Annotated in this window: 13 protein-coding genes and 2 pseudogenes; 11 read left to right on the top strand and 4 right to left on the bottom strand. The window is 43.3% G+C overall.

The window, feature by feature from the left end:
* The first annotated feature begins 42 nt into the window (after positions 1 to 42).
* A complete protein-coding gene (locus A8140_RS08900; RefSeq protein ID WP_005534732.1) occupies positions 43 to 1,707 on the top strand; it encodes a BCCT family transporter in 1,665 nt (554 codons plus the stop codon).
* Positions 1,708 to 2,581: 874 nt separating this feature from the next.
* Here A8140_RS08900 and A8140_RS08885 read toward each other — a convergent pair.
* A pseudogene (locus tag A8140_RS08885) lies at positions 2,582 to 2,965 on the bottom strand (cytochrome-c peroxidase); the annotation flags it as partial.
* Positions 2,966 to 3,327: 362 nt separating this feature from the next.
* Between A8140_RS08885 and A8140_RS08880 the strand changes: the two are divergent.
* From A8140_RS08880 to A8140_RS08870, 3 genes are all read left to right on the top strand, one after another.
* On the top strand, positions 3,328 to 4,920 hold the full coding sequence (locus A8140_RS08880) for a S8 family peptidase (RefSeq protein ID WP_005534736.1): 1,593 nt from the start codon (positions 3,328 to 3,330) through the stop codon (positions 4,918 to 4,920).
* A gap of 180 nt (positions 4,921 to 5,100) precedes the next feature.
* Positions 5,101 to 6,549 carry a serine protease gene (locus A8140_RS08875; RefSeq protein ID WP_033000486.1) on the top strand — a complete coding sequence of 483 codons (1,449 nt, stop codon included), beginning with the start codon at positions 5,101 to 5,103 and terminating at the stop codon, positions 6,547 to 6,549.
* A gap of 508 nt (positions 6,550 to 7,057) precedes the next feature.
* Entirely contained in the window at positions 7,058 to 7,447 is a 390-nt protein-coding gene (locus A8140_RS08870) for a hypothetical protein (protein ID WP_038863499.1), read from the top strand.
* Between the two features lie 271 nt (positions 7,448 to 7,718).
* Here A8140_RS08870 and A8140_RS08865 read toward each other — a convergent pair whose 3' ends face one another.
* On the bottom strand, positions 7,719 to 9,254 hold the full coding sequence (locus tag A8140_RS08865; protein ID WP_005533000.1) for a hypothetical protein: 1,536 nt from the start codon (positions 9,252 to 9,254) through the stop codon (positions 7,719 to 7,721).
* A 499-nt stretch (positions 9,255 to 9,753) separates the two neighbouring features.
* On the opposite strand from A8140_RS08865, the gene A8140_RS08860 reads away from it, so the two are divergent.
* The 4 genes from A8140_RS08860 (at position 9,754) to A8140_RS08850 (ending at position 11,545) form a co-directional block, all read left to right on the top strand.
* Positions 9,754 to 10,092, top strand: a complete 339-nt coding sequence (locus tag A8140_RS08860; RefSeq protein WP_005533002.1) for a hypothetical protein — start codon at positions 9,754 to 9,756, stop codon at positions 10,090 to 10,092.
* 425 nt (positions 10,093 to 10,517) lie between these two features.
* Complete coding sequence (locus A8140_RS08855) at positions 10,518 to 10,775, top strand: hypothetical protein (protein ID WP_038863760.1); 258 nt, start codon at positions 10,518 to 10,520, stop codon at positions 10,773 to 10,775.
* A 51-nt stretch (positions 10,776 to 10,826) separates the two neighbouring features.
* Positions 10,827 to 10,949, top strand: a complete 123-nt coding sequence (locus A8140_RS25820) for a hypothetical protein (protein ID WP_005533005.1) — start codon at positions 10,827 to 10,829, stop codon at positions 10,947 to 10,949.
* Positions 10,950 to 11,233: 284 nt separating this feature from the next.
* Positions 11,234 to 11,545 carry a hypothetical protein gene (locus A8140_RS08850; protein ID WP_005533007.1) on the top strand — a complete coding sequence of 104 codons (312 nt, stop codon included), beginning with the start codon at positions 11,234 to 11,236 and terminating at the stop codon, positions 11,543 to 11,545.
* 126 nt (positions 11,546 to 11,671) lie between these two features.
* Here the strand turns inward: A8140_RS08850 and A8140_RS08845 are convergent, their stop codons facing one another.
* Together A8140_RS08845 and A8140_RS08840 are read right to left on the bottom strand one after the other, a co-directional pair.
* A complete protein-coding gene (locus A8140_RS08845) occupies positions 11,672 to 12,010 on the bottom strand; it encodes a hypothetical protein (RefSeq protein WP_033000253.1) in 339 nt (112 codons plus the stop codon).
* 197 nt (positions 12,011 to 12,207) lie between these two features.
* The gene (locus tag A8140_RS08840; protein WP_005533010.1) at positions 12,208 to 13,395 is read right to left on the bottom strand and encodes a hypothetical protein; all 1,188 of its coding nucleotides are present in this window, start codon (positions 13,393 to 13,395) and stop codon (positions 12,208 to 12,210) included.
* A 207-nt stretch (positions 13,396 to 13,602) separates the two neighbouring features.
* Here A8140_RS08840 and msrP point away from each other — a divergent pair, with 207 nt between their 5' ends.
* The 3 genes and pseudogenes from msrP (at position 13,603) to A8140_RS08825 (ending at position 17,142) form a co-directional block, all read left to right on the top strand.
* A complete protein-coding gene (msrP, locus tag A8140_RS08835; RefSeq protein WP_005533012.1) occupies positions 13,603 to 14,607 on the top strand; it encodes a protein-methionine-sulfoxide reductase catalytic subunit MsrP in 1,005 nt (334 codons plus the stop codon).
* Positions 14,604 to 15,221, top strand: coding sequence for a protein-methionine-sulfoxide reductase heme-binding subunit MsrQ (gene msrQ, locus A8140_RS08830; RefSeq protein ID WP_005533014.1), 618 nt, complete (start codon positions 14,604 to 14,606; stop codon positions 15,219 to 15,221). The genes msrP and msrQ overlap by 4 nt, the downstream gene beginning before the upstream one ends.
* A gap of 413 nt (positions 15,222 to 15,634) precedes the next feature.
* Positions 15,635 to 17,142, top strand: a pseudogene (locus tag A8140_RS08825) (DUF3360 domain-containing protein).
* The last annotated feature ends 74 nt before the right edge of the window (positions 17,143 to 17,216 follow it).

Here is a 17,216-nt window from a genome sequence, read left to right as displayed (position 1 = left end):
TAATTTGAACTTAAATATAGCCACGTTTTGAGGAGATAAATCGTGAGCACCGACAACAATGGCGGTATACAACGCCCCGAGGGTAAGGTGAACCCGATCGATACTGATTACCAGATTGGTCAGGACAACGTCGCGTTAAAAGTAGGTCCTTTTGGACTTGATATTCACAACCGTGTGTTTGCTATTTCAGGTATGTCGATCATCCTGTTCGTAGTGTTAACACTGACATTCAGACAACAAGTAGAACCGTTTTTTGCGGGTTTGCGTGGTTGGCTAGTGTCGAATCTTGATTGGTTCTTCCTATCTGCAGGCAACGTGTTTGTCGTGGTGTGTTTGATCCTGATCGTAACGCCACTTGGTCGCGTTCGTATCGGCGGTACAGAAGCAACACCGGACTACACTTACGCAGGCTGGTTAGCGATGCTATTCGCTGCTGGTATGGGTATCGGTCTGGTATTTTTCGGCGTATCTGAACCTATGTCTCACTTCAGTGCTGCTCTTGGCGGTGTGAACGTTGAGAATGGTGTTCGTACTGACTGGGCTCCACTAGGCGCAGCAGAGGATGATACATCAGCGGCATCTGCACTGGGTATGGCAGCAACGATTTACCACTGGGCACTTCACCCTTGGTCAATCTACGCACTATTGGCACTTGGCTTGGCGATCTTCTCGTTCAACAAAGGCCTACCTCTAACGATGCGTTCTATTTTCTATCCTCTTTTTGGCGAGCGAGTTTGGGGTTGGGTTGGCCACATTATTGATATCTTAGCGGTAGTCGCGACGGTATTTGGTCTTGCGACTTCTCTTGGTTACGGCGCATCACAAGCAGCTACAGGTCTAAACTTCCTGTTCGGTATTCCGATGACAGAGACAACGCAAGTTGTGCTTATCGTAATCATCACAGCACTTGCTTTGATTTCGGTAGTCGCTGGTTTGGATAGTGGTGTAAAACGTTTGTCTGAAATCAACATGGGCTTAGCGGCACTATTGCTATTGTTCGTGATCATCGTGGGTCCGACAGTCGCTATCATGACTGGTTTCTTCGAGAACATCATGTCATACCTTGCGAATGTTCCTGCGCTTTCAATGCCATTCGGCCGTGAAGACGTGAACTACTCTCAAGGCTGGACGGCATTCTACTGGGCGTGGTGGATTTCATGGTCACCATTCGTCGGTATGTTTATTGCGCGCGTATCTCGTGGCCGCTCAGTTCGTGAGTTCATCGTGTGTGTTATCCTGATCCCATCAACCGTCTGTGTCCTATGGATGACGGCATTCGGTGGTACGGCGATCAGCCAATACGTGAACGATGGTTACCAAGCGGTATTTGACGCAGAGCTTCCACTTAAACTGTTCGCGATGCTAGATGTGATGCCACTGTCTCAGATCACGTCTATCGTGGGTATTATTCTGGTTGTGGTGTTCTTTATCACATCAGCGGACTCTGGTTCGCTTGTGATCGATACGATTGCCGCGGGTGGTAAAGTAGATGCACCAACACCTCAACGTGTATTCTGGTGTACATTTGAAGGCTTAGTTGCAATTGCGCTAATGCTTGGTGGTGGTCTCGCGGCTGCACAAGCGATGGCGGTAACAACTGGTCTGCCATTCACTATCGTATTGTTGGTTGCAACGGTATCTCTAGTGAAAGGTTTGATGGATGAGCCTCGCCCAGCATCAAAATCAATGAAGAAAGCGAAGGCGTAATTTAATCCTCCTTCAAAACTAACAAAAAACGGCACGTCTCGACGTGCCGTTTTCTTTTCTGAATTCTTCGTATAAAACCATCGGTGGCCAGCGATTTTCTTCTGGTTCAAAACGTTTCAGCTAGTACGAAACAGAAGGTATTTGCGCTGCACTTGTTTGATCAAACCATGGTTGGAAAAGTGGACAATGTCAGTTATGAACTGATGGAGATCATTGCCGATGCGCGCGTCAATCTTATCAGTAAAGAGATGAATGTTGCTTAATCGCTATTTGAAACTGCTTAGCTGAATACATATTTTAAACTTCGCATGATAGTGGAGAATACAAGAGTAAATAATGACTTAGAACGTCGTTTATCAATTAGTTCTTCTATCACAAAAGTGTCGTCTTTCGTTAACCTTGCTCGCCAAATTAAGCACCAAATGACCCTAACACGATAACACTGGTTGTTAACGGTAATTGGAGCGTTTCTAAATGCGATAATAAAAAGCCGTTTTGAATAGAGGATCTCTTCTCCAATTCGCAAGGTAAACCTCGTCGACAGGCGGTGGTATTCTGCTGTTACGAGTATGCCATCGACATAATGTGATTGTGTTTGAACGGTTTTGAATCCCATCTCGATCTATCCTTAGACCTCTCACTTAACGCTACTAATCAATATCTTACTATAAGTTCGTCCAAGAAATTTAATTACATTGTATTTCTTAATAAAAGCCGGGTTAGTGCATATGGAGTGGTATGCCATTGCTCGGAATAACAGCAAGAGGCTGAGACTGAAAAAGTCATATATTCAACAGATGAAACTGTATTAAAGCGGCTTGATAAGCAGTAAAGGAGCCAACCATGGCTCCTTTGTTATTCATGAACGACCGAGTTAGATATTTGGACGTGCCGTCTCGTTGGTTGAAGGTGGAAGATGAGGCAGTGTTACCTCTGGTTAGTCACCGGTTAACGAGCGTAAGAACTCAGTGATTTTTCCAGATTCCTCTTTCGTTAGCTTCTGGCCAAGTTGAAGGTCAGCCATCATTGTTACGGCTTCTTCTAAATCCTAAACCGAGCCATCGTGGAAGTACGGGTAGGTGAGTTCGACATTACGCAGTGTTGGTACTTTAAACACAAATTTATCGAAGTCATTACCCGTGATCGCCTTGCGTCCCACATCTGGATTGTCTGTTGCAAACGGCTTCACTAAGCCCATTTTTTGGTACATTTGCCCACCGGCGAGAGGACTACTGTGACACGCAGTGCAACCAAAGGAATTTGAGAGATGGAGTCTCTAGATTGGAGAAAAAGTGGAGATTTTATCGCCCAAATAGGACGTTGGTAGAGGACATATAACAGCCAACAAGTCCGATGTTTAGAATTATTCCATTTTAGGGAGTTTGCTCTAACTCTGAGTTAATCATTACATTTCAATTTCAAGAAAGGTTTGGAATTGGTCATGTTTCTGAGTATACGAATTATTATCAATTACGCATCCGGTTGCGCATTGTTCTAGGTTGAATTGTGTAACGTCACTGCAGCACGTATTGAGCGTATTACGCTGATTGTCTGTGTTTTCGTGTTGACAGTTTGGTACTAGGTAAAAATCAACAACACTATGATTTCAAGGAACATTTTATGTCAAAGAAACTACTTACTTGTTGTATAACCTCGGCAATCTGTTTTCATTCTGCTTTCGTTTACTCTCAATCAACGGATCTGCCAGGTGCTTCTGATTTACAACAAGCCCCTGCAGCGCTGATGCTCGCTCCGGACGATGTCGCCATCGCGGATCGTTATATCGTGGTCTTTAAACAGCCGCAAATGATGCCGAGCGACTCTCCAGATTTTCAACAGTCCACGAAACAATCGGTGGACAGTATGTCCAGTTTATATTCGATACAGGCGGAGTCCATATTTGACCGATCCATCAGTGGCTTTGTGGCAACATTGAATGCAAACCAACTCGATGAGTTACGCTCTGATCCCCGAGTAGACTACATCGAACAAGATAAAATGCTAACGCTCGAACCGATAGTCTCGGTAGAAGCAAACCAAAGCAATGCGATTTGGGGTCTTGATCGAATTGATCAGCGCAGCCTACCTCTTGATAGTAACTACAACACCAACTTTGATGGTACAGGGGTAACGGCTTATGTCATCGATACCGGTGTGAACAATTCACACGTCGAGTTTGGTGGGCGTTCTGTTTCTGGTTACGACTTTGTCGATAACGATTCAGACTCAAGTGACTGTAACGGACACGGTACGCACGTTGCCGGCACCATTGGCGGCAGCCAGTATGGTGTGGCAAAGAACGTGAATATTGTTGGTGTAAGAGTACTTAGCTGTTCTGGCTCTGGTTCGACATCCGGTGTCATTGCCGGGGTGGACTGGGTGGCTGCTAACGCTTCCGGGCCTTCTGTTGCCAACATGAGTTTGGGAGGCGGACAATCCACAGCGTTGGATAGCGCAGTACAAAGTGCGATTCAATCAGGGGTGAGCTTCCTGCTCGCAGCTGGCAACTCTAATGCGGATGCTTGTAACTATTCACCAGCTCGCGTTCCTTCTGGCGTGACCGTTGGCTCCACAACGAGCTCAGATTCACGTTCGAACTTTTCAAACTGGGGTAACTGTGTCGATGTGTTTGCACCGGGCTCGCAAATCAAATCTGCTTGGTATGATGGTGGCTACAAAACCATCAGTGGCACCTCAATGGCAACGCCACATGTAGCCGGTGTCGCAGCGCTATATCTTCAAGAAAACAGTGCATTATCACCAAGCCAGCTAGAGGCACTGATTGCTGAACGAGCATCCAATGGCAAAGTCACAGACACTCGCGGAAGCGTAAACAAGCTGCTCTATAGCTTGGCGGATTCTGACTGTGGTCAAGATTGTGGTGGTCCAAATCCAACGCCAGATCCAGAAGGCAAGCTAACCTCTGGTGTTCCAGTGAATGGCTTGAGCGGCGCAACAGGTGCGATGGACTATTTCTATGCTGACCTAGAGGCTGGCCAACGTCTAACTGTGCAAACCATTGGTGGTAGTGGGGATGCTGACCTCTACGTTCGCTTTGGTTCGAAACCAACACGCAGCAGCTGGGATTGCCGACCATATAAATACGGCAACAACGAAACATGTACTGTGACGGCGCCTCAAAGTGGACGTTACCACATCATGATTCATGCATACTCTAGCTACAGCGGTATGACGATTCAGGCGAACTACTAACGCTCATCACTAAGCCCACTTTCGGGTGGGCTTTATCTCTCAATCCCAAATAATTCTGAGTTGCTGGTTCCCGATGAACTTCCATCGTTTCCCTCGACGAATGCTTGTACTTTCAGTGAGTTCCTTCACCTGAAGTCACTTGAGCGGCTCAGATTCGCACTTCTTAAAGAGACAAATATCATGAAAATACCAAGGATACAGGTTGGTTTGTTCTTAGCGACGCTGCTCTTTTCTTCGCTGGCGACTTCTCAGGAAAAATTGATTCAAGTGGCGGACAAAATTGAACATGCCTATACATTTACCAATACAGAAGAGAACCACGACACCGTCAAATATCAGCTCCATCATTCAGGTGCGAGCTTTATCAAAGTCCATTTCTCCCAATTCAATCTTGGCGTTGGTGATTCCGTTACATTGAGCTCTGATAACTCAGCAGAGAAGGTGACTTTTCACGAAGGTAGTAATGAGCCCTTTTTCGCACGTTCCATTTCTGGTGACGCTGTCACTATTGAATGGTATCGTGCTTCTGAGTCTGGCAGTCTCGCCATTGATTACTACACGGCAGGCTACAGTGAAGAAAAGTTGCAACAAGTAGGTACGCTTTCTACCTGCGGTGTTAATGAGCGACGCGATGCTGCTTGTTGGGAAGAAAGCCATCCGACAGAGTTTGGTTGGAGTCATGCCGTCGCGCGATTGCTCATCGATGGCCGAAGTCTTTGTACAGCTTGGCGAGTGGGACCAGAAAACCATCTGATGACAAATAACCACTGCGTTTCAACGCCAGGTAAGTTGCGCAATACAGAAGTGTGGTTCAACTACCAACGTATGACGTGTAATGGCAGTTTAGATGACGTGGTAAAAGTCATGGGTAATGAGCTGATTAAGACTGACTACACGCTTGATTACTCTCTGTTTAATGTGACCAACTTCGACACCATTGCCCAGTTTGGTTATCTAGGACTAACGGATACACCTCCTGTATACGGTTCAGGTATTTATATCCCACAACATGGTGCAGGTAATCCAAAAGAGATTGCGATAGAGAGTGACAAGAATGGTTCAGGGCTTTGTCAGATCGATGTCGCGAGTGCAAACGGCCGTGGCACCGGGACGGATACCGGTTATTTCTGTGACACGATTGGTGGGTCTTCTGGCTCCCCGGTTCTTCTCTCGGATAGCCATCAGGTTGTCGCACTTCACCACTATGGAGGTTGTGAAAACCAAGGGGTTAAGATGGAACGAATTTGGCCAGAAATTGCGCCAGTTTTTGGAGGGCAATTGCCTCAAGGTAAAATGGGTAAACAGCCTCCAACATCGGATTACCCAACAATCTCCATTGGTGACGTGATCGGTGATTTACAGCAGCCTAAAAATGGCCAATTGATCTTTGTTTTACCCGCTTCTGAAAGAACACAAGACGTCGTTGTGTCGATGTCTGGTGGGGCGGGGGATGCGGATTTGTATACGCTTTCCGGGAGCCGACCGGATAAATCAACGTACGATTGTCGACCTTATCGTGCCAACAGCAACGAGAGTTGTGAAGCGCGAATGGAATCGCAAGACCTCTACATTCTTATCAGCGCGTATTCGGCGTTTTCCGGCGTAACATTGAGCGTGGATGTGAAGTGATTATTACTTGTAGCAATCACGTAGGGGGCTCCCTGAGTCCCCTAGACCTCAAACCTCAGCAGCTTTGTTCCAAGCAGCACTCAAAAAATAACGACAAAACGCACCACATATTTTAGAGCTATAAGTCTAGATTGCTGATAGAAACCGCTACCTTTAAATTTATCTGTGTCGATTTTCCCCTCAGTTACTCATCAAATTACATCTGTCATTAAAACCACTAGAAATCATGAGTTTCATTATATTTACTTTTTAAATTTTTTTAATTAACGAGTGACTATTAGGTCAGTAGTTATGTTCATGATAAAAACTTCGTAAGATTGGCAACTACGGAAAAGTTAAATTTTACGTATTTTTATTTATTCCATTGGAGGTGTTTGAAGATATATCGGTTTCAATTTTACAAGTGTTTTAATTAATAGAAGTATAATGTAAATAAGATTACGCCAGAGGAAGTCGGCGAAATTTATTAATAAGTTAGTTTTAATTTACACACGTGAAGAAGTTTATTATGAATAGAAAAATGTTGTCTCTATTATCAGTGTTTTCATTGCTTATGTCTGCAAATGCCATGTCTGCTGAAGAAGGTAACCTATCTTACGATGAGAACACGGACAGTTGGGGGTACCCATTTGTAACCGTTGCTAATTCGACTCAGTTTCATGTGTCGGGACGAGTTGATTTTGCTGTTTGTTTACAAAGCACTTATGTTGCAAATGCGGGTCAAAAATGGACCGATGATGAAAGAGGCCTTTGTTTAGTTACTAAAGTGACGGCAACGGTTGCTACGGCTGATGGGAACGTAACCGCTAAACCTTACACTTCCACTGGGACATCTTTCAGTAACTTTGCCGTAATTTACCGAGATGGAAATTACGAAGTGACTCGTATCATCAATTAAAAATGAGAAATAAATTTAAGTCCTAGGATATATAATGAAAACAATTATATTTTTATCGCTATGTGCTACATGTATTACGTATGCTGGTTCCATGAGTAGGTCTTCTGAAGGGTATTTTAGTAGTAAATGCAAAGCTACGCCTTCGCATGAGATGTGTAAGATTAAGGGTTAGATTTTAAATACAACGGATTAATAGGTTTTCTGTTATTGAAATTCGAAAATTTATTCAAGTAAATAAATCAAAGCCCACCGCGCGGTGGGCTTTTTAAGTTTACGGTTGGGAATCTTCCTCTAACTCGTAACTGGGCTTAAGAAAGTAATGATGACGTTGATTGTACTTAAACATCAGAAAACCGATTAAAAGTAGTGGAGGAATAAGAATTGGTTTGCGAGCGGCCAGCGTCATGAGGGTAAGAAAAATCGTCGCCATCTCACCAGCCATCAAAACGAGGTTTTTAGATAGCGGATATTGCTCTGCGCCTTTGAAACACTTAAATTCCGCTTTTGGTTGGACACCCTTGTAAATCTTTAAATCTAAGTCACCATTACGATACTGTGTGGCATCTACACTAATGGTGTACCAATGCCCCCCAGCGAAATAAACCGTTCTATGGATGTCTTTATCCGATAGTCGATACTCATCGATCTTTTCCCCATTTAAGGACAACACCATACGGCCTGAATATCCAAACTCCATGGCTAACTTCTCGTCATCTAAAGTGAACAGCCATTGGTGCCTACTAAAGATAAAGCTTGGTTTTGAAAAATAACGTACCTCAATATCAGATGGCGACTTGATCTCTTTTGGTATGCTTTCGGAGTCATGAAGTGAGACAAAAAAGTTCGCCTCTAGCCCATTCTGTGTAAGGTACTTTTCAAACGACAGCCTTATTTTCTCAACATAGTTTTCTGGGTCATGCAGCAGTGTATTTTGTGTCGTTCGCACTACAACCAGTGGTGTCGTTTCTTCAAAAATCAGTCTGATCTCCACTTGGCCGCTGACCGCTCGTTCTTTCTTGGGATCAGGATCATTTTCAAAGATGGGTAACAGATTTTCAGAGCGGACCCAGTCAAATATAAAAGGTCCGGTATCAAACATGTCGATAATGCTGGAAGACGGTACAGGAAAGCCAATAGTGAATGATGTGTCTATACACTCTTTTTCAATCCTTTCATCATCCAAGTTGTCAAGATACCAAGCTCGCAAGTTGAAACGACTCGTGAAAAAATCGCCACTGAATGGGACTTGTATGTCGAAGGCTTCAAGCAAGCCTGTCTGATGCTTTTGTGCGTATTTGAGTGCTTTAATAAGGCCACTGTCTTCTTCAAACAAAGGGCCGACAGCGCGATCTAATTGCATGAGCGCGTCGTGCAGCGGGGTTATGTTTTCTTTACTTATGTAGTAGCCGGAGCAGTAGTTTGGGCCGCCTGAATCACCGCAGTGAGGCACGGTCGAAAAGAAGGTTTGAAAACAATTCAATAGCGAAAATAAGTGCTCTGATTGTTCACCGCCGAAGTCATATGCCAATCTTCCTAGTGATTGTCCTCTGTCATAATAGTAGGGAGACAGATACGCCAAAATACAGCATGAGGTAAAGCCAAAATGACTGTCGAATGTGTCGTTTTCAGTCTGAGCTAAGAGGTTTTTATACAGCGTATGAGTGAGAAACTTTCTTTCTTGCTCAGAAGGCGTGAGTTGATTCACTCTTTGTTCAACCAAATCAGGGTTGTTACAAACGTCTTCAACGAAGTACTTTATGTCCTCTTCTGCAACAGGGATGTAAGCAGTATCTAGCCCCAAAACCATTCTCCATATCGTTCGTTTGGATGAGAATAGGAAATATTATCAAAATACGATTGATTTATAAATCGAGTAATTCAATAAAGCATAAGGCGTTCTTACAAAGTGAATGTTGATGATAACAGTAAGTTAATACACCTAATCCATTAGGGGATGGTGAAATACAATAATTTAAAGAGAGGAGGTATTTTAATGATAAAAACATCACTTTATTTATGTCGCACCAGTATTCTATTGATAATTGGAACTTTAGTTTTAATTGTAATTACTAACTACGTTAAATATGATCATTGTCAGATTTGTTGGTAGTACCAGTAATTCAATCTTTTTTTCAGTAGCATAAGTTAAAAATAGATGTTTAAGTTATTCTTTCTAAAAATACTACTATTTAAATTCATTGTTTTTTATAATTAGAGGAAATTACATTTCCACATGTTTATGGTCTGATGAATTTTATATTTAATGTCTACGTTTTTAATTTAAATCTCCCAAGAGTAAATTTATAATGAAAAATAAATCATTATTATTAGCTTTACTGTCAACTAATACATGTTTTGCTAATGAAATCTTTTTTTTCGAGCAAGTCACAGCCTACAAGATAAGTGCTAACGAGCATAGTCTTAGCGGGTTGGAAAAGTATACGAATCAGAGAATTCGCATAGAATGGCAAGAAAGCCCCTATGCTAAGCCAGAGCGGTTTAATAGATGTATTGATGTGTTTCAACAAGCGATGAGTCAACCAGAGCTATATTATTTAAATGTAGAGCTGTCTGGAACATCGTTTATAGGTTGTGAGGTTGGGATAAAAGAAAGATACATTTCTAATGAAACTATATCAGAATGAATTTAGTTAGCTTGGTTTACATGAAAATAATCCACACCTTCAGCTTAACATCGAAATAGCTACTTCACTGGCCTTATTAAAACCCTAATGCGCTGGCGGTTGGAACCGCCAGTGAGAAAATAGATCCAAATGCTTACAATAGGCATCCAATTTTTCCCATAAAAACCTCTCCCGCTGCCACTGACAGCGATAATCAAGTATACATAACCATAACACCAGTTAGCTTTGTAATCAGAAAGTCTGTAGTGCTTGAGCATACCGCTTGTAAAACAACCCCATTACTTGCTTACAATTGAGCTAATTACTGTCCCATATCAGTGGGGGTCTTGTGCTCTGATCTTTATCGAGATCACAATAAATCATATTTTTCTTGCAAAAAAGGTAGAAAAATTTATAGTTTTTTAGGTCGGATTTGGAGAGGCGACATGTCATTACAAAAGAAAAAGTCCAAAGTATCGCTGAACATTAAAATTTCGTCAGATTTAGATTCTCGCTTGAAGCGAGCTAGGAAATCTGCACGTGATCAAGGGTTGATGTTCAACGTATCTCGAGAGGTTGAAAATTTCCTCGAGAAGGAACTTAAGAAAGTAGAGCGCCACTTATCGATAGATGACGAGATTAAATCAAATCTAGAAGAACTTGGCGGACTCAACATAGAAAAGATGATGAAATCAATGAGTTGATTGTTACTCATTTGATTGGCTTACAAACTTTAACTGCAATTGGAGAGCATAATGGGAACAATAATCGGAATATTAATTTTAGCTGGGATTGATTATTTACTTAAGCGTAAAACAGGACTTCATTTGCACCAGTGGATTGCAAAAAAAATCAAGAACTCTGAGAAGAGCGAGTAAACTCACTTCATCAAAATGCAGAACTCATGATTTCAACGTTTTGACTTTGTGAGTGCTGGTATCATTAAATATTCTGACCTGAAACGTGAATAACGATTAATATTTCAGAATAGTAAGAAAACGCCCTGTTTTTAAACATGTTAGTTATGCCAATGTGCAGTGTCACTTTGCCGTTTCAAAGTGCCACTGCATAGGATTGACTGCTTAATTACCTTAGGTAGACTTCAGTCACAATACCATGTAACCGAACATTTTTTAAAGGCGTTAAATAGGAAGTTTGCTTTATGCGCAAGTCAGATAAGAAGATCGAAAACCAAATTAGAGAGGTGTTAACCGACGTTTGTGAGGATACATTAAAAAGCTACGAGGGCTTTCTTTGGGTGACTCATACGGTCAATTACTCTTCCTTCCCACAGAGCTTAAAAATCATCTGTGTATTTGAAACAAGCCAATACAGAACAAACTTTTTAACCGGAGAGGGGCAACGTCATGTTGCTACAGCAATCCAAAAGGCGTTTCATGAGGCAGGAACTCAGCTGAAGAACGTAGAGAAGCAAATCAGCTACGACATAAAAAGCGATGTTCGAAGAAAGTAAGTCGCGTTTGATTGGGTATCTAAGGCTCTACATTACGAGCTTGAATATAAAGCCTTTAGTCTACGTTTACCCTCTGAGTCAGAGCTACGAATGCCAGTTCGCCTATTTCAACTCACTGAATCATGTTCAGTCCAATCGGGTAATAAACGTTTGTTCGTCATCCACAAAGGCGACAAAGCCACCGTGATAGATAAATACTCGGCCACGCCCTTCAACTATGCAGGCAAGTTCTGGATTCAAATCTTCTTCGTTATCTTGGCTTTGAAAGGTGCCAGTATCCGTGATTACGCCGCGGAGTGGTGGCAAGTATCCATAAGTGCGCTTGGCTTGATCTATCAGGCTCAATTCACTGGTGATAGAGAAGGAAGCGGGAATCGACCCCGCGTCTTCAATAAATAGAGGCTTCAGTTCTTCAAAGGCGGTAATCACCAGCCAGTCAATGCCGTTTACATTATGGATAAACATAGGTGTTCTCGATAATTCTGGATCGGAGATCTTATCATTATCAGAGGAGAACGCAGTAGAAATTTGCTGTTTAAAATCGTTATTCCATTGTCACTCGAGTCATGCGAGATGAACTGAACCTATGGCAAAACGCGGCTCATAGATCCAATTCTCTTGTCTACTTATTTATAGATACTAATCCTCACAAGCAACGCGTCTTACAAATAAAGATCTGCAAGTTCATGCCACTTTTGTTTACCGATGACATCAGTAATGTCAGAGATGGAAGCTTCAGAAAGATGCCCCTCTTTGTTGAAAGTCAGAGTCGGCAATAGCGTATCTAAACTTTTTCCTTTAGCCATTAGACTCTGATCAATCAATTGCCAAAATGCAGGGCCCTTAACGTAAAACAATGGGTAATACTGGTACATCTGTTCTTTTGACACGCGGTCATTGGCCTCTAAGAGCCCGGTACTTGCAAAGGGGAAGCGCTTCTTAAAGTCATTCCATTCTGCTTGAGGATCGGTAAAGTCATAACGCGTCTTTCCTAAAGACTTAATACCATAGTATTCAGCAAGACTTTCAGATGCCCACATTGGCGAAGTTGTGTCGAGTAAATGCATGGACTCGTGAGCTGCAATCTTAAGCAGCATCGGCATTGCATCATCTTCTAGTTCATCATTGTTTAGTAAGGCGTTAACAAGAATTTTATCGCTACCTGCTGCACCACTGACGCTGCCCGATTGTTTATCTCGGCTAAAAAAAGCGATATCCCATTTTTCTACTTGATTGTTCGGAAACAAACTAATTAGGTATGCCAGCTGAGACTCAAGCGCAGGTTTCCAGTCTGACATGGTTTTTAAAATCTCATCAGTATCTGTGGTGACCGTGATTGTTTTACCATTGATATCCAGTTCGATAGGCTTTAAGCCCCAGATCATAAACAGTGGCGGCTGGCTTTCATCTGGCATCCAGCTACATTGGTTGTTTGGAGAACAGACTTGAGCGGGGATAGGTTCATCATTGTTTTTAGAAAATCGTGGCAGAGAGTTGAATTCACTAATAAAGCGCCATCCTTTATCTGGGGAATAGCTATCGACTTGGTCAGCGATATCGAAGCCGTCATGGCCAATTTTAGCTAGCGGTAATTGCCAATCGACATGGTCACATTGGATATCCGTTTGGTACTTAATATCAGAACGGCTGCCACTTGCAGTAACGCAGGCTAAAGTAGGCTGTGTGCCGTCTGCGAGTGTTCTTGCTGGCTGGATATTGAATGTGCCAAGTTGTTTAGTGTCGACACTAACAGTGACCACATCAGAGCGTTCAGTGTTTTGCTCCAATTGATAGGTTAACGATGATTCGGCTGCGGTGATGAGTGCGGTGGAGAGCAATAATACAGACATAATACGATACTAGTTATTGTAAAAACCGTTGGACATGATGCAGAGGAGTTAGTTCACTCTTAAATGTCTTTGATGTTAAGTATCGAACCCGCCTGAATATCGACTTTTCGTTTTGTATGAAATAGAAATGCCATTGCTACGGTCTCTCTTAATCAACGTATTACCAGTTCGCTATTTACTAAATTATAAACACATTCGGGGAAGATTATGTGGATTAAGAAGAATCATCGTTGGGCTTTGTCTGAAAACGAAGCGACGCCAGAGTCAGTCTATAAAGAGCGTCGTGAAATACTGAAAAAGCTTGGCATTGCGGTTGTCGGTATGCCGCTCGCTGCAAATGCGCAAGCGGGTATTTTGGACATCTTCGCGTCAAAGGAAAAGCCAGTCTCAGATAATCGAATTGACCTTAGTGCAGTTAAGCCACAGCAGTACCAAGCGGATCTTTCTCTTACTCCTGAAAGTAAGGTTCTGAAATACAATAACTTCTACGAATTTGGTACCGATAAGTCTGATCCTGCGAGAAACTCTTCTGAGTTCGTGTCTGACCCATGGACGGTAGAGATCGACGGTTTGGTGAATAACCCAATCAAGCTCGACTACGACGATATCTTTAGTAAGTTCACACTGGAAGAGCGTATCTACCGCTTACGTTGTGTGGAAGCGTGGTCAATGAACATTCCGTGGATTGGTTTTCCTTTAGCGGACATCATCAAAATGGCGGATCCAAAAAGCAGCGCGAAATACGTGGCTTTTGAAACCCTCTACGATCCAAAACAGTTCCCAGCTCAAGGTTCGTTTAGCAGCATTGAATATCCTTACGTAGAAGGGCTTCGTCTTGATGAAGCAATGAACCCGCTCGCGCTGATTTCTGTGGGTTTATATGGTAAGACGCTTGCTCCACAAAACGGTGCGCCACTTCGCTTAGTTGTACCTTGGAAGTACGGCTTCAAAAGCATCAAGTCTATTGTTCGAATTCGTTTAACTGACCGAGAGCCGCCAACAACGTGGAATCGTTTAGCGCCGAATGAATACGGTTTTTACGCCAATGTGAACCCAAATGTTGACCATCCACGTTGGAGCCAAGCAAGTGAGCGTTTCATCGGCGAGGGCAGTGTGCTCAGTGCTCGCAGACAGCCAACATTGATGTTCAACGGCTACGAAGAAGAAGTGGCACATCTCTATAAGAATATGGATCTGAGGAAGTTCTATTGAGAAAGCTGACGCCAAAACACATCATTGCGCTTAAAGTCCTGATCCACCTTGTCTCTCTCGTTTTCTTGGGTCTGCTGGTTATTGCGATTAATACCGACAACCTAGGTGGTGATCCTGTTCAAGGTATCATTCATTACACGGGTATTAGCGCGCTAAATACGCTGTTTATTACCTTGTTGGTTTCTCCGCTTGCGCGTTGGACGAAGCAGGGTTTGTTAGTGAGATTGAGACGACTACTCGGTCTCTACAGCTTTTTCTGGGCAGTGCTTCATTTGGTTGCGTTTGCTGTGCTCGATTTAGGATTAGATTGGAGTTTACTTGCCTCCGAAATCGTTAAGCGCCCTTATTTGACCGTTGGTGCAGCAGTGTGGGTAATCTTGTTACTTCTGGCGGTAACTTCGACTCAATCCATACAACGTAAAATGGGTCCTAAATGGCAAAAACTGCATAACTGGGTTTACCTAGCGGCGATATTGGCACCGATTCACTTCTATTGGTCGGTGAAGTCAGAGGTGGCAGAGCCAACGATTTATATCTTCATCGCCATTGGTTTGTTGCTGTTACGCTGGAAGACATTGAAGCCGCGAGTGTTTCGAAAGCGGTTATCCAGTTGATACGCTGTTAGACTAATTGCGACAAATGAATCAACAGACTAAAAGGGGCTACGAGAGCCCTTTCTTAATTGGATAACAAGCCGCTAACCCAAGCTTTCTGTTGCGGTTGGCTCACCACGCTTCCACACCTTTTGTTCGCTCTCGCCAAAGACCGTGAGACTGTTCCTATCAAATACCATCACAACGCTTATAGCGTTAGCTCTTAACCTACGACTAATATCTAACTGTCTGACACTATTTGTATTTTTCGTTTGGTATAAGGTACTAGCAACTGAAATTCAAGGATTCATGAACATCCTTCATCGAGTTCTTGTAGAAGAGAATGTAGGCAATCAACTGCTTAATCTTCGTTTGGTGAGTAAATAACGTTGGTTGGAAAAACACACCTTAGAGTGTGAACGAAAGGAATCACTATGAGCAGTACTTTAGAGTCCGTAAAGATACGAACAGATAAGCCTCAAGCCAATGAGGCTGAACTCACTTATGAACAACAACATAAGCCAAGATCGAAATTTGAGTCCCGAGAGCAGTATTTAGATCACGAGTTGCAGATCATGGCGCCTAAACGCTGGCGTCCCAATTTGCCGTTCAAAGATTACCGATTCGAGGTAGAAGATGCCATTCCAGCGATGGCCGCGACCATTGGCAAAGTCGTTATGGTGGGAGCCATAGCCGCAACCTTTGCTGGGCGCTAGGGCTCAATGAAGGCTTTATATTAGAAAATGTTCGATATGAACTGCTCATAGCCTCAGTTTTCATTATTCTTTTCTCAGGCTTTCTATTGCCGACCGCAAACCTCGCGGGTACACACGGCCCACTCATCTCTTTAATTCCAATCGTTGTTGCTGCTGGTGGGCACCCAATGGCCTTTGGTTTGCTGATTGGCGCTTTTGGCATACTGTTAGCTATTAGTAAAGGTGGCAGTATGCTGGCAAACCTTACCAGTAAAGGCGTATGTGGCGGCTTATTACTCTACCTAGGCTTTGTTGGAACCGTCTCTCAAGTGAAAAAACTGTTCGCTTGGGCAGAGGGAATAGGGATGAGTCACATCGCTTTTGTCGTGATCTTTTGCACCATTATTTTATACGCATTATTGGAACATTTTCGTAAGCGTTGGCTAGCTGTCCCTCTTAGTTGTTTGCTAGGCGGCACTTTAGCTTTTGCCATGGGTGCCCCGTTTTCTTTTCAAACTGAGCCCGGATTACCTAATATGAACCCTATGTATTGGTGGGGGGAAGATACGGGTTGGATGCTAGGTTTGCCTGCGATTGAGCATTTCATGGTGGTATTGCCTTTTGCTATTTTAGCCGTGGCCATGTGGTCGCCAGATTTCTTAGGGCACCAAGTGTTCCAAAAAATCAGCTATCCAGAGCGTACAGAAAAAGTACATATGAACATCGACGATACGATGACCACAGCGTCAATTCGTCAGACGTTCGGTTCTCTGCTCGGTGGTACTAACTTTACTTCTTCTTGGGGAACGTACATTGTTCCGGCGGCTATCGCTAAACGCCCAATTCCTGCTGGTGCTTTGCTGACAGCACTGTTCTGTATCATCGCCGCGGTTTGGGGCTACCCAATGGACTTAGCGATCTGGCAACCTGTACTCTGTGTTGCGCTCATTGTTGGGGTATTTGTGCCTTTGCTAGAAGCTGGAATGGAAATGACACGTGAAGGGAAAACCACCCAATCGGCGGCGATTGTTGTATTTTCTTCAGCGTTAGTTAACCCTGCATTTGGCTGGTCTCTCACCATGCTGCTAGATAACTTAGGCTTAGTTGGCTGTAAAGAACGTAGCGGGGAACTCAGTAAAATGAGCCGTTGGGTGTTGCCTAGTATTATGTTTGTTGTGCTAACAAGCGTAATGGCGTTGGTTGGTCTATTACCGGGAATTCCAGCGATTATCCCAAGTTTCCGTTAGAGAGGTTCGTAGTACGATTTATGGTTTGAAGAACCTTTTTCTAACCTGATAGAAACGGTTTAGTTCAGTTGTTC

Origin of the sequence: Vibrio campbellii CAIM 519 = NBRC 15631 = ATCC 25920 (assembly GCF_002163755.1) — a bacterium.
Taxonomy (GTDB): Bacteria; Pseudomonadota; Gammaproteobacteria; order Enterobacterales; family Vibrionaceae; genus Vibrio; species Vibrio campbellii.
The sequence above is the reverse complement of the archived record's forward strand: the minus strand, read 5'-3'. Positions and strand labels throughout refer to the sequence as shown.